This window comes from Neobacillus sp. SuZ13, from assembly GCF_030123365.1.
Lineage (GTDB): Bacteria > Bacillota > Bacilli > Bacillales > Cytobacillaceae > Neobacillus.
The window spans coordinates 5,499,251-5,513,546 of sequence record NZ_CP126107.1; the positions used below are offsets into that span (position 1 = coordinate 5,499,251).

Genomic DNA, 14,296 nt, shown 5'->3' on the forward strand with positions numbered 1-14,296 from the left:
GGGCAGCCATATTAATTTTGTTTTACTTTCGTCATTGCGTCTGTTAACCACTTTTCATAATCAGGTTTTGTTCTTTCAATCGTCTTATTAATTGTATCCATAACTTCCTTATCTGTACCATTAGGCATGGCAATCGCAGCTCCAGCTGTATCGTCATCAAATAGAAGTTCAGTTAGCGCTAATTTAGGGTTACTCTTAACAAGAAGTGTAGCAGTTGGGCGATCTACTAGGACTGCGTCGACTTTGTTAGCTGCTAAATCCATCGCTAATTCAGTTGATTTTCCTAATAATTTTAACTCCGCATTTGGAAATTCCTTTTCAACGATTTGCTGTTGTACAGAAGATTTAATCGCAGCAATTTTTGCTTTCTTCAAATCGTCATTTGATGTAAACTTGTCCAATTCTTTTTTACGGACTACCATTACGTGTCTATCCTTATAGTACACATTAGTGAAGTCTGCATTTTTTTCTCTTTCCTCGGTTGGACTGATAGCCGAAACAATCATGTCAATTTTTCCTGCTTGAAGAGCGACTAATAAACCATCGAAATCCATATCTTTAATTTCATATTTAACACCTAAATCTTTTGTTACTTCGTCGATTAATTTAATATCAGAACCAATAATTTTATCCTCTCCACCATCAACCGCATGGAACTCATAAGGAGGTGTAGCAGCCATCAAACCAACAACAATTTTCCCTTTTTCCTGTAGTCCTTCAAGTCCTTCCTTTGCCTTTGCTTTTTCAGTGGTTCCACAGCCTGCCAATGAAATAGTAAGAACTCCAGCTAATGCCATCCCTGTTATTGATTTCAAGATTCCTTTTTTCATATTCCTCTTCCTCCTTAGTATTCCACTTCAATTTTTTTACTATTATAAAATATTAATATATTCGCAAAAACTGATAACGTTATATAACATTATATTAATGACTCCATCGAATAAAGTCAACTAAAATTCTGAAAATTATCAATTAAAAGTTATGTAAGCGTTTGAATCAATATGTGTTTTCTCCCGAAAAAACATAATAAGTGCTCAAACAAAACTTCGATTGTAAGGGATAATCATAAATTCTTTGGATATAGAGAAAATATTAGTAAAATATATTATTTCTTACTTAATAACAAGAAAAAAAGGTTCAGTCCCCCGCTACAATAACTAGCAGGGGACTGAACCTTTTTTTAGAGGATATCTACTTTTTCACAGCTTAATTTTAATACACTATTAAGCAAAACATTAGCACCTTTAGCGCAGTCTTCATATGAAGTTAATTCATCTTCACGATGACTGTAGCCATTTACACTTGGTACAAAAATCATTGCCGTTGGTATATAAGAGGCGATAAATTGGGCATCATGGCCAGCGCCGCTATACATTCGATTTTCTTGATAGCCTAACTCTTTGCAAGTAGATTCAACAGCATTGATTACTTCTTCATTAAAGTCTACTGTATCTCGATCCCATAGAAGGGTTGATTTGATTGAACATTCATTTAAATTTTTTGGTAAATGCTCCACGATTCTACTTACTTCGGCAATAACCTCAGGAACCTGATGTCTTGCCTCTAAAGTAAAGGTTACCTCTGAAGGAATAACGGTATGGATATTTGGATAGGCATTGATCCTTCCGATTGTGTAAACAAGATCCGAATCCAGTCTTTGTAGTTGTTTTTGCATATCTGCAATCATATTTGCAGCAGTGAACATTGGATCTTTGCGCATGCTAATCGGTGTGGTACCTGCATGATTGGATTCTCCATAGACAGTGATTTCATAGCACACCATTCCTAGTACACCTACTACCACACCTATATCTAAGTTTTTCCTTTCAAGTACAGGTCCTTGTTCAATATGCAATTCGATATAAGCGCTAGCTTCTTTTAACCGATTCTTCTCAGAGCCTTCGAAACCGCTTTCATTTAATGCTTGAGCAAATGTAATGCCATTTTTATCTGTTGAAGCGAGCATTTTTGTTTTATCAAACTTTCCGGATAACACACCGGAAGCCATAAGAGATGGCTCAAACCGAGCTCCTTCTTCATTTGTAAAATTGACAATTGTAATTGGATAATCTAACTCGATATTTTCATCTTTTATCGTATAGACCGTCTCTAAAGCAGTTAGGACACCTAGCACACCATCGAAACGCCCGCCTTTGACAACAGAGTCTAAATGAGAACCAATTACAATAGGCGGCAAGTTTCGTTTTCCTGGTAAGGTCGCATACATGGTCCCCATATCATCGTAAGTTACGGTCATTCCTATTTCTTCACATAGTGTTTGGAATTTCTTACGTGCTGCGATATCTTCAGCAGATAATGATAGCCTTGTTACTCCGTTGTTATCTGTTTTGCCAAACAAACTAAATAAATCGATTAATTTTTCAAGTCGGTTCGCATTACACTTTATCACAAGGATTCCTCCTTTAATTATTTTGCCATTTCTTCTACTACCTTGGAACTTTCTCTTGCTACAAATGTGTTAGTTAGTAAACTTACACTTACTCCTATGAAAATATTAATAGCAATGGCTACAAAACCAATGTTGATATCATTAATGACACTTGGAATATTTGGGAAAATATTGACTAATTTAAATGCAGTGACTGAATTAAATAATACGATGGAAACACCTGTTATAATGCCGGCAATCGCTCCGTACGCATTCATGAACTTTGTATTAAAGAATCCGAAAATCAGCGCAGGCACTAATTGGGTAATTAAACCATATGACATGATGTTTAGAATAGCCAAAGCTTCTCCGCCGAAAATACTGAAAATATAAGCAGTTAAAATAATGAATAAAACAAATAATTTAGATACGGTTAGTTGCTGACGATCGCTTGAATTTGGCTTAATTAACTTATAAAAACCTGTCATTAACCCGACTGCACCAGACATGACCATCACGGATACCGGTACTAACGCCGTAAGTACGCCAGCCCCGCCAACAATTCCCACAAACCAAGGATCGAATGTTTGCATCGTGAGACGTAACAGTGAAAGGTCACCATCAGCACCTTCTAAACCAGGTACTTGAATAATCGCTGAAAATCCAATAAAGAAAGCAAATAAAATTAAAATCGTATACAACGGCAGCGTGATCGCGTTTTTCTTTAATGCACGCTCACTTCTAGCAGATAAGACTACACTAAACGACTGTGGTAATAGGTAAAAACCAAATGCATTTAATACGATGGTAGAAATAAACCATGACTTACTGAAGCCTTCAGATGCGAAGGTTAATACTTCCGGTTTAGCGGTTTGAAGGGCTTCGAATAAAGGCTTGATTCCGCCAAAATAGTGATAAGGAATATAGATACCTAAGAATACAATCACAAATAAAATCATGATATCTTTTAATACGGCATTCCAAGCAGATCCATGGATACCAGAGACCGTAACATAAATCGTCACAATCGCTGCACCGATTGTAGAAGCCATTAATGGTGAAATAGTTCCATAAGAAGCTTCTGATACGATGATTCCTAATCCTTTTAATTGGATGACGATATATGGGATGAGCGCGATTAAACCGATGAAAGCGACGACCAAACCAAGTGCTTTACTGTTATAAGTTTTCATAAAATATTGAGGCTGTGAAATAACCCCATGCTTGTTCGCAAAACGCCAAATTTTAGGAACCATCCAATAAGAAAGCACATAAGCCAAGCAAATATAGGCTGGAACATAGTAAGCTGCTGCACCTTTTGAATAAGCCCAGCCGCTGCCCCCTAAAAAGGTAAAGGTTGTGTAAACTTCACCTGCAATGAGCAGGAATACGAAGAGTGTGCCGAATCCTTTATTCCCAACCGCGAATTCATTGACGTTCATTTCTTTTCCACGGGTTGCTCGAATTCCTAAGTATAAAGCGACGATAGCTACAAGAAAGATAATGACCAAAGCACTGTTCATTACACTTCACTTCCTTTATTTGCAGGATCTAATTTATACACGATGAGCAGAACAACCGATGATAGAATCATCCATAATACAATCCAAAATAGTAAGAATGGTAACCCTAATATATACGGTTCAATACGATCAGCTACTGGCAAAAGGACACACATTCCAATGAAAGGAATAATCAGTAAAAGCTGCGCATACTTTCTCACTTAATTCCCACTCCATTCCTATTCTTGTTTTTTTCATAAACCATTTCACCATCTAGCATCGTTGCATCCACTTTAATTTCGGTTATCTTTTCGATAGGACTGTTTAATAGAGAAGTATCTAATATCACTAAATCTGCCAATTTACCTTCTTCAATGCTGCCTTTACTCTTTTCATCAAAGCTTGCATAGGCCGCGTTATACGTATACATTCGGATCGCATTCATTAGTGACACTTTTTGTTGCTGTCCAAAAGCAGTACCTTGTCGGGTCAACCTGGCAACGGCCGTGTAAATGCCTACGAATGGGTTAACGGTTGTTATCGGTGCATCAGAGCCTGCGGCGGTGATGATGCCTTGGTCCATTAAGTCCTTCGCTGCATACATATAATCAGTTCGTTCACCATAATTGCGGATATAACTTTCCCCAAATTCATATGGGAAGGAAGGATTGAGAATTGGAATAACATTTAGTGCCCTAGCTTTTTCTTGCAAGTCGGGCGGACATATTCCTAAATGCTCTACACGATGGCGATGATCATCATGCGGATGTTCATCTAATAATCGTTCAATCACACCCAAATATTGCTCAATCGCCTTATCTCCCTGGGCATGTACGGTAATTTGATAGTCATTTTGATGGGCTTCGGAGAGGATGGAATACAGTTCATCTTCTGTATACATCAAGTAACCGTAATTGTCCCCATCACTGGTATAAGGCTCACGCGTAGCGATGGTCGGTCCTGTACTGCTGCCATCAGTAAATAGTTTGGCAGGTCCAATTTTGAAAAAGTCATTGCCAGTATGAGTCATGACACCAGCCTTTATCATGTTTTTCGTAAAGTTTTCGCAATCGTTTAGACTAGCAATCACGGCATAAGTCCTGACTTTTAGCTGCTTTTTATTTGAAGCCTTTTGCATGATTCTAAAGGTGTTTTCGTCAAATCCTCCTGCATCATGGACACTTGTAATTCCATAAGCAAATAATTGTTCTTGCGCTTTTGTCAGCGCATCAAACAATTCTTCATCACTATAAGTCACATATTGATTAAATTGTAAAAAGGCATTTTCGATAAGGCGGCCTGTAAAACTGCCGTTGTTGTCTTTTTCTATGGTTCCGCCTTGAGGATCAGGTGTAGCGGCATCAATATCGGCTAACTTTAAGGCAGCTGAATTAACAATGCCGATATGCCCGCAGGTACGGGTAATGACGATCGGGTGTTCTTCTGTTAGTTGATCAAGTTCCTGAATGGTGGGATAACGTTGTTCTTCTACCATTAACTCATTGAATCCAAAAACGCGTATTACTTGTCCACTTTTCGCCTTTTGAACAATGCCTGCTAGTTTTTCTAATAGCTCTTGAATCGAATGAATCGAGGGTTCTTTACAGTTGAGGTGCATTAATGTATTGCCGTATAAAAATAGATGCATATGAGCATCAATCAGACCTGGTAAAACAGTCCTTCCATGCAAATCAATGACTTTTGTTGAGGAGGTAATACGTTTTTTAATTTCTTCTGTTGTTCCTACTGCTGCAATTTTGTTATCTTCTATCAAACATGCTTCAAAAACTTCGTTTCTACTATTCACTGAAATGACTTCACCGTTTAATAGAGCTGTCTGATTCATTGGTTCACTCCTTTTTTTTAATTTTTAGATAATAACAAAAATAAATATAACATAGCTTTTTAGCCGCTCGGTATGAACATAATGTAAAGAAGTTTTCTTAACCGTTTTACATTATGTTATATTATTCTTTGTAAGCGCTCTTTTTTAGGGGAGGTTTAAAATGTCTTATTCGCTAACGGTTCAAGATTTATTTGATAAAAAACATTTTCAAAACGTGGAAATGATAGCAGGTCATGGCGGGGTTTCGAATACAATCAAGTGGGTTCATATACTAGAATCGAAAGAGATCACTAGTTTAATAAAGGGCAACGAATTAATTTTAACGACTGGAATTCAACTCATAGAGGAAAAGACTCTATTCAATTTTGTAAAACAACTGATTGAAAAAGAAGCAGCCGGATTATGTATTGAATTTGGTGAACATATTCAATCCGTACCACATCAAGTAATCGAACTGGCTAATTTACATCTTTTCCCCATTCTTGTGTTTAGCGAAGTCGTTCCCTTTATTGAAATAACACAAGAAATACATAGTATATTAATTAATCAACAGTATGAAATGATCAAACGGTTGGAGAATTATTCTCAAGAAATCAACAAATTAACCTTAAAAATCACTCATTATGAACATATTTTATTGAGACTTAATAGATTTTTAAACATGAATGTTGCCTTTATCATAAACGGTCAGCAGCCATTTTTTATTCCAAATGAAAAACACCAGGTATATAAGAACTTAAGAGACAATTATGAAACAAAGGGGAGTTCAAGGCATTTTGCCAAATGTGAAGTAAATATATTAGAAGAACGTTATGGGGAAGTCTGTATTTTCACCGAGGATCGCACGATCAATGAATTTGAATTGTTAGTATTAGATCGAACGGTTATTGCCCTATCACAATATTTGTTACGCAGTTTATATATAGAAGAGAAACAAAATATGCACTCTCGCATGTTATTAGAGGCTTGGTTAGGTGGAACGGTTGAAGATTCCGTAATCGCTTCATTCCTAAAGGAACAGAGTTTTCACCATTTATTAAATTGCTCTTACTTTGTATTAATCGATCAGATAAAGAAATCAAAAAAAGAAAATGATTTAAATTATTACAAATTATACTCCCGGAATGTTTTTGAAAAAAAAGGATTTGTCTTATTTCTATTAGAAGAAAAACAACGGCTCATTTATATTATTGCGGATATCTATGGACATGATCTAAAACACCGGATTATCGAATGCATTGAGAAAATCAAGGACTTTAGAAAGAATCATAAATATATAGATATGTCTGTCACTACGGCGGTCGGGCAGATTGTAAAACAATATAAATTAGTCCATCAAAGTTACGAAACGGCACAGGATACCATGTTAATCCGAAGTAATGCTGCCCATCTTTCTTATTTTTATGAAGATCTGTACTTACATCAATTAGTTCTTCAGCTGCAAAAAAATAAAGCCATTATGGATTTAGCCAAAAGATATTTAGAGCCCCTTTTTGAATACGATGCTAAAAATAATGGGAATTTGATTACAACATTACAGGTTTATCTACAGAATAATTGTCAGAAAAATGAGACTGCTGAGAAGCTATTTATTGTTCGTCAAACCTTATATCATCGTTTGTCTAAAATTGAAAGCTTAATAGGCAGTGATTATATGCTTCCGCCTAAGCGGCTTGTTGTTGAATTAATGCTGCTCGCTACTCAATTTAATTTCCAGTCTGCAGATGTAGAGAATCTCTCTTAAGAAAGAGGGATTTTTTTCGTACAGGCTCTGTTAAAGTTGCCTGTTGATTTCCGCTCCAGGCACGAGCGGTTCGCGGGCGGTCCGGCGAGCCTGTCCAGCGACAGCGCCTAGCCCCTCGAGGTCGCTTCGGTCCTGTCGCTGAAGTCAAAGAACGACTTCAACGTCAAGCCCTCCAGCGCTTGTCGGGGCTGAACAAGGCGCTTCCGCTTTTCCTTCTCCTCGTGGCTGCGCTCCTGCGGGGTCTCCCCTGCCCCGTCCTCCCGCAGGACATTGAATTTACTTCCTCGAATCCGCCCACGCACGAAGGAAATGCGATAGCATTTTCGAGGAGTCTTCGTGCCTTCCGCTCCAATCAACAGGGTGCCAAATAAACACTTTGACACAGCCTTTTAAAAAAAAGTTGTCAATATGTGAAACATCTTTCGAAAACGTTTTACATTATGTCTGATGATAATAGGAGCGTAACCCTTCACAATAAAGACAGACGAAACAAATTGTAAAGGAGTGACTCAGGATGGGTAATGTTCAAACGGGTGAAAATTTAGTCACGAAAGATGAGAAATATCTTTGGCATTCAATGAAGCCGTATAACCCGCAAGCTACTTCTATCATTCAAAAAGCGGAAGGTGCTTGGCTGACAGATATTGAGGGCAAACGTTATTTAGATGCCATGTCGGGGTTATGGTGTGTAAATGTTGGTTATGGAAGAGAAGAAATAGCAAAAGCGGCCTATGACCAACTTCTAGAGAACAACTATACACCATTAACAAATGGGCATCCTACAGCGATTTTACTTGCTGAAAAAATCAGCGAATTATTAGGTGGAGATTATGTAGTATTTTTCTCCAATAGCGGCTCTGAGGCAAATGAAACAGCATTTAAAATCGTTCGGCAGTATTACCAGCAAAAAGGTCAAGGCAGCCGTTATAAAATTGTATCTCGTTATCGCGCCTATCACGGGAATTCCATGGGAGCACTTGCGGCAACAGGGCAAGCAGAACGGAAATATAAATACGAACCATTAGCACCTGGATTTATTCATGTAAAAGCGCCCGATCAATATCGCTCCAATGAAGATGGATTTAAGAATCCAAGCGATTTACCTTCTGTTAAAGCAGTAGACGAAATCATGACATGGGAACATTCAGAAACCATTGCGGCGATGATATTGGAGCCGATTATTACAGGCGGCGGGGTTATTATGCCTCCGGATGATTACTTAAAGGGTGTAAAAGAAGTTTGCGAGAAGCATGGTGCCTTATTAATTGTCGATGAAGTCATTTGTGGCTTCGGACGGACAGGAAAAGCCTTTGGCCATCAACATTATGGGGTTCAGCCAGACATTATTACCATGGCAAAGGGACTTACCAGCGCGTACATGCCACTTTCAGCAACGGCAGTAAAGAGAGAAATTTATGAGGAGTTTACGAAAAACGGCAATTATGACTTTTTCCGGCATATCAATACATTTGGAGGCTCTCCAGCAGCATGCGCAGTGGCGTTAAAAAATCTAGAAATTATGGAACGCGAAAACTTATTTGAACAATCTACTGAAATGGGTGCGATTTTAATAGAAGAATTAAAAGCTAGAATTTCGCAGCATTCTCATGTTGGTGATATTCGCGGAAAAGGATTGCTTGTTGGAATCGAGCTAGTCGAAGACCGTGAGACAAAAGATCCTTTAGCTGTAGAAAAGGTCAATCAAGTGATTGCTAAGTGCAAAGAGCAAGGATTAATTATTGGAAAAAATGGTGTAACTGTTGCAGGATATAACAACGTGTTAACCTTATCTCCACCATTAAATATTACGTTAGAGGAAAAGGATTTTATTCTAGCAAAATTAGTTCAAGCAATTGAATCATTATAACCAAACGAATCAAGGAATAGCTTTTTAAATCGAAAGGAGAACGGATAGATGACAAACATTACTGATGTGAAAGAACTTACACATTTTATTGATGGAAAAATGATCAAAGGTGAGAGCGGCCGTTTTTCAGATGTGTTCAATCCGGCAACGGGCGAAATCATTGCGAAAGTACCATTAGCTTCCTCCAATGAAGTGAAAGATGCTATAAAAAAAGCAGAAGCCGCCTTTCCGGCATGGCGTGATCTCTCCGTAGCAAAGCGTGCAGAAGTTGTCCTGAATTTCCGAAACCTACTAATGGAAAATAAGGATAAAGTAATCCAATTAATTTGCACCGAAAGCGGGAAAACAGAAGAAGACGCAATGGGTGAAATTACTCGTGGATTAGAATCAGTAGATTTAGCAATTAATGCGCCACATTTTATGAAGGGTGAATATTCAGTGAATGTAGGCGGACAAATTAATGCCTATTCAGCTAAATATCCACTTGGTGTAGTGGCCGCCATCTCTCCTTTTAATTTTCCAATCATGGTGCCATTAGCGCAAACAAGCATGGCAGTAGCCGTTGGAAATGCGGTGATTTTAAAGTCGTCTGAGCGTGTACCTATGACCGCTTTATATATTTGTGAATTATGGAAAGAAGCAGGACTTCCAGATGGTATTTGGACAGTAATCAATGGTGATAAAGAGGCAGTAAATGAACTACTAGAAAACCCAGCAGTCCAGGCCATTTCCTTCGTTGGGTCTACACCAGTAGCACACTATATTTATGAAACTAGCGCTAAATATGGCAAACGTGTGGTTGCCCTAGGCGGCGGAAAAAATAATATGGTCGTTATGCCAGATGCTGATTTAGAACAAGTAGCGAATGCTTTCATCAGTGCAGGATATGGTGCGGCTTCACAACGGTGTATGGCCATTTCTACCTTAATGCCGGTCGGACAAGAAACAGCTGATCGCTTGGTAGAAATTTTAAAAGAAAAGGTTGACCGCTTAAAAGTAGGAGCTTTTACAGACGGCGCAGATTACGGCCCAGTTATTTCCTCGCAAGCAAAAGAAAGCATCCTAAAAGCAATCGATCTCAGCGAAGAAGAAGGTGCAACACTCGTTTGTGATGGACGTAATAAAGAGATTACCAAAAATAGCGAAGGATTCTTCCTCGCCCCAACGTTACTTGACCATGTGAAACCAGGAATGAAAATTTATGAAGAAGAAGTTTTCGGTCCTGTTCGTAATATTGTACGTGTTGATAATTTAGAGGAAGCAATCAAGTTAATTAATCAGCAAGAATTAGCAAATGGTGTAACCATCTATACCAATAATGGGCTGGCAGCTAGAAAATTCACTACTGAAATTGATGTAGGAATGGTCGGTGTAAATGTACCCATTCCAATTCCAGTAGGCTTTCACAATTTTGCTGGTTTTAAGGGTTCAAGATTCGGCGACGGGCAAATGTTTGGCCCAGACCAAGCACGGTTCTATACGAAGACAAAAACAGTTTCAGAACGCTGGTTATCATCAAGTGATAATAGTGATCTATCTTTTGCATTCCCTAGTAATAAATAAGAATAGTGCCTGTCACTCCCGACAATATGCGGGTGGTGTCAGGCACTTTTGTTAAAAAAACACAATCTTCCCAGGGGGGCTAAAGTTGAAACAAGTAAAAATTAGTGCATGCCAATTCCGTGTAGAAAAAGTAGATTCCTTTGAAGCATTTGAAAAACAGGTGCTGGAACTGATTGATCAAGTTCCTGCCGATACAGATTATGTCCTATTCCCAGAACTTTTTACAGTAGGACTCCTCGCAAGTTTCCCGGATGCAGATCAGTTAACCGCCGCTGAATTAACCAAGATAGATAAGTACACAGTTCAGTATAAAGAATTGTTCCGTCGTCTTGCACAAAGCAGACAACAAATCATCATTGCCGGCTCTCACCTGGAAAAGCGGGAAGATAAATATTTTAATATCGCCTATATTTTTGATCAAGATGGGTCTTATGTAGAACACAAAAAAACGCACATCTTTCCTGCTGAGGCAAATTGGCAAACATCCGAAGGCGATACTCTAGAGGTATTTTCTATTGGTCCTGCTAAAATCGGGCTGGCGGTTTGCTATGAAGCGGAAATTCCTGAAGTGTCCCGAATTTTAAGTGTAAATGGAGCGGAAATCATTTTCTGTCCATCATACACATTTACGGAAGCAGGATTCTGGCGGGTACGCCACTCGGCACAGGCACGCGCAATCGAAAATCAAGTATATTTTGTTCACTGTCCGACTGTAGGTGAGCCTGGAGCTCCCCTGCCCAATGGCTTTGGCCGTTCCTCCATACTAAGTCCCTGCGACCTGGCTTGGACGCCCAACGGAATTGTGGCAGAAGCCGAGACAAATAAACATACCGTAGTCACAGGTACCGTTGATATTGATGAACTCTATAAAAATAGAAAAACTGGTGCCGCCACTACCTTTGTTGATCGCTCCCGCCGTGAAGATGTTTATTCAAAATATGAGCCCTACAAATCCATGAGTCTAATCTAATGGGTCTGACCCCCACTGCTTTAACATGATGGGGGTCTGACCCAAGCCTTTTTTAAAAGCTCTACACCTAATTGTATTTCCTCACAAGTAAGATTACTGAAACCGAGCTTAATTATTGCTTCATCAGAATGATTTTTTATGAAATAGATGGAGGTAGGATACACTTTAACCCCATAAATGGAAGCTTGCTCGATTAACCACTCTTCAGAATGATTTAGACGGACCTTAACTAAAACGTACAAACCAGACTGTTCCCCAATAATGGAAATAGTTTTGTTGAAGTGCTTGATTAATTCTGAAACTAAGCACTGCATTTTCCGCTTATACACCAGCCGCATCCGTTTAATATGGCGATTCCATTCCCCCTCCTCCATAAATTTAGCCATTGTCAGCTGGCTAATAAGGGAAGTGGTACTCTCGAAATGTTTAAATCGGTGTTTATAACGGTTTAAAAGTTTCTGTGGCAGCACCAGATAACTTAGACGGATTCCTGGAAGAAATGACTTTGAGAAATTCCCTAGGTAAATAACCTTTGTTGAATCAATGGAAGCCAGTGCTGGAAATGGCTGCTGTGTATATCGAAATTCACTATCATAATCGTCTTCGATAATAAATCCATGTTTCTTATTAGCCCAATGAATAAGCATTTGCCTTTGTTGAATAGACATACTTACTCCAATTGGACTGTGATGGGAGGGTGTTACATAGATTAACCTTGAAGTCATTTCTTCTAATTTTGAAAAATCAGCACCTGATTCATAAACTGGTAAAGTTTCAAGCGTGAAACTATGAAATTGAAAAGCCTCCCTTGCCCCATCATAACCTGGGTCCTCTACAATAATGCTAGTGAACTCCTCCTTCAGGATTTGTCCGAGATAAATCAGCATTTGTTGGGTACTGCTGCCGATAATGACCGCATTTGGATCTGTTTTTACCCCACGGGATTGGAGTAAATATGTGGAGATTTGTTCACGCAAGCACAGTTCACCAAAGGGTTCCCCGTATCGAAAGCTCTCCTGTAAGGCTAAAACTCGATTGGCTATTCTCCTCCAAATTTTCAGGGGGAAATGGCTTTGATCTACGGCTCCTGCTCGAAAGTCAATTAGGCCTGGTGTCACCGACTTTGTCTGTTCTTTATTAGGAAGAACGATGGCATCTTGAAATAAAAGAGGCTCTAATTCATTCACAATATACCCTTTTCGACCCTCACCACGAATATATCCTTCAGCTACAAGCTGCTCATATGCCATTAATGTTGTATTCCGACTTACTTGCAGGGAGTCTGCGAGCCCGCGAATGGAAGGCAGCGGGTCACCAGCTGGTATGTCGCCACTCTCAATAAATAATTTAAACTGCTCGTAGATTTGTTTGTATTTGGGCGAATCATCCTTAAAAGCAAAAATGGTATTTTTCATTTACAATACACCCTTGACATGTTCTTTTATTCATAATTGTACCTTTTTATATGTCAGTTGGCATTATAAAATATTTTATATGAATACCGCCAATTACAAAGCAATAATGAAGGAGGAGCTAATCGTGTATATTCCTAAACATTTTAAACTAGAAGACGAAGAAATGATTTATGATTTTATCGAAAAATACGGCTTTGCGACTTTATTTTCCCAGCATAACGGAGAACCCTACGCTACCCATCTTCCCCTCACATTAAATAAAGATGAGCGTTCCTTATATGGTCATTTTGCCCGTCCAAACGAACAATGGAAGGATATTGAGGGCCAACAAATTCTTGCGGTTTTCCAAGGTCCTCACTGTTATATTTCACCTTCTTGGTACGAAACGATGAAGGCCGTACCTACTTGGAATTATGTGTCTATTCATATATATGGAAAGATGGAGATTGTCGAGGAACCAAAAGTAATATTTGACTCTTTAAATGACATGGTAAATAAATATGAAAGTCCAAATAGCTTATACAATTTAAATGATGTAGATTCTCAATTTATCGAAGGAATGAGCAAAGGGATTATAGCATTCAGAATAAACATTTCAAAAATTGAAGCAAAAGCTAAATTAAGTCAAAATCATCCCGCGGAACGACAAGAGTTAATTATTAAGCAACTAGAAAGAACTTCCCAACAAGATAATATACAAGTTGCATCTCTTATGAGGAGAAATCTACAAAAATAAAAGTTAATTTAAGTGATTGCGCCGATTTCAAATTGAATCGGCTTTTTTAATATCGATAACAGCAGTCTTCAGAATTTAGGCTGTTCCCTCACTTAATTATTTTTATTATTTCGAAAAAATTTTTAAACTTGTATATTGTTCATTTAAAAAACATGTGTTAGTATTGATTCAAGCTTGGTTTATCCGGTAAACAAACTAAGTTTATATAATTTTTTTTAAAATACTTCTAGATAGGTAGTGAAAGCAGCAATTCACATTAAAAAG

Annotated in this window: 11 protein-coding genes; 5 read left to right on the forward strand and 6 right to left on the reverse strand. The window is 38.4% G+C overall.

The genetic code is table 11. The annotated features are described in order from the left end of the window. Positions 1–11 precede the first annotated feature (11 nt). The 5 genes from QNH17_RS27155 to QNH17_RS27175 all read right to left on the reverse strand — a co-directional run bounded on the left by QNH17_RS27155 (position 12) and on the right by QNH17_RS27175 (position 5,737). Positions 12–830, reverse strand: coding sequence for a transporter substrate-binding domain-containing protein (locus tag QNH17_RS27155; protein ID WP_283876431.1), 819 nt, complete (start codon positions 828–830; stop codon positions 12–14). Between the two features lie 350 nt (positions 831–1,180). Beyond that, complete coding sequence (locus QNH17_RS27160; RefSeq protein ID WP_283876432.1) at positions 1,181–2,410, reverse strand: Zn-dependent hydrolase; 1,230 nt, start codon at positions 2,408–2,410, stop codon at positions 1,181–1,183. A gap of 17 nt (positions 2,411–2,427) precedes the next feature. Then, a complete protein-coding gene (locus tag QNH17_RS27165; protein ID WP_283876433.1) occupies positions 2,428–3,912 on the reverse strand; it encodes a sodium:solute symporter family protein in 1,485 nt (494 codons plus the stop codon). Beyond that, entirely contained in the window at positions 3,912–4,112 is a 201-nt protein-coding gene (locus QNH17_RS27170; protein WP_283876434.1) for a DUF3311 domain-containing protein, read from the reverse strand. The genes QNH17_RS27165 and QNH17_RS27170 overlap by 1 nt, the downstream gene beginning before the upstream one ends. Next, positions 4,109–5,737 (reverse strand): amidohydrolase, encoded by a 1,629-nt coding sequence (locus QNH17_RS27175; protein ID WP_283876435.1) that lies wholly within the window; start codon positions 5,735–5,737, stop codon positions 4,109–4,111. The genes QNH17_RS27170 and QNH17_RS27175 overlap by 4 nt, the downstream gene beginning before the upstream one ends. Before the next feature lie 160 nt (positions 5,738–5,897). On the opposite strand from QNH17_RS27175, the gene QNH17_RS27180 reads away from it, so the two are divergent. From QNH17_RS27180 to QNH17_RS27195, 4 genes are all read left to right on the forward strand, one after another. Then, on the forward strand, positions 5,898–7,481 hold the full coding sequence (locus QNH17_RS27180) for a PucR family transcriptional regulator (RefSeq protein WP_283876436.1): 1,584 nt from the start codon (positions 5,898–5,900) through the stop codon (positions 7,479–7,481). A 514-nt stretch (positions 7,482–7,995) separates the two neighbouring features. Beyond that, positions 7,996–9,348, forward strand: a complete 1,353-nt coding sequence (locus tag QNH17_RS27185) for an aspartate aminotransferase family protein (protein ID WP_283876437.1) — start codon at positions 7,996–7,998, stop codon at positions 9,346–9,348. A gap of 48 nt (positions 9,349–9,396) precedes the next feature. Next, a complete protein-coding gene (locus QNH17_RS27190) occupies positions 9,397–10,911 on the forward strand; it encodes a CoA-acylating methylmalonate-semialdehyde dehydrogenase (RefSeq protein ID WP_283876438.1) in 1,515 nt (504 codons plus the stop codon). Between the two features lie 85 nt (positions 10,912–10,996). After that, positions 10,997–11,881 (forward strand): nitrilase-related carbon-nitrogen hydrolase, encoded by an 885-nt coding sequence (locus tag QNH17_RS27195; RefSeq protein ID WP_283876440.1) that lies wholly within the window; start codon positions 10,997–10,999, stop codon positions 11,879–11,881. A gap of 20 nt (positions 11,882–11,901) precedes the next feature. Here the strand turns inward: QNH17_RS27195 and pdxR are convergent, their stop codons facing one another. Continuing rightward, complete coding sequence (gene pdxR / locus QNH17_RS27200) at positions 11,902–13,296, reverse strand: MocR-like pyridoxine biosynthesis transcription factor PdxR (protein ID WP_283876441.1); 1,395 nt, start codon at positions 13,294–13,296, stop codon at positions 11,902–11,904. A 124-nt stretch (positions 13,297–13,420) separates the two neighbouring features. Here pdxR and QNH17_RS27205 point away from each other — a divergent pair, with 124 nt between their 5' ends. Next, positions 13,421–14,032 carry an FMN-binding negative transcriptional regulator gene (locus QNH17_RS27205; RefSeq protein WP_283876443.1) on the forward strand — a complete coding sequence of 204 codons (612 nt, stop codon included), beginning with the start codon at positions 13,421–13,423 and terminating at the stop codon, positions 14,030–14,032. Positions 14,033–14,296 lie beyond the last annotated feature (264 nt).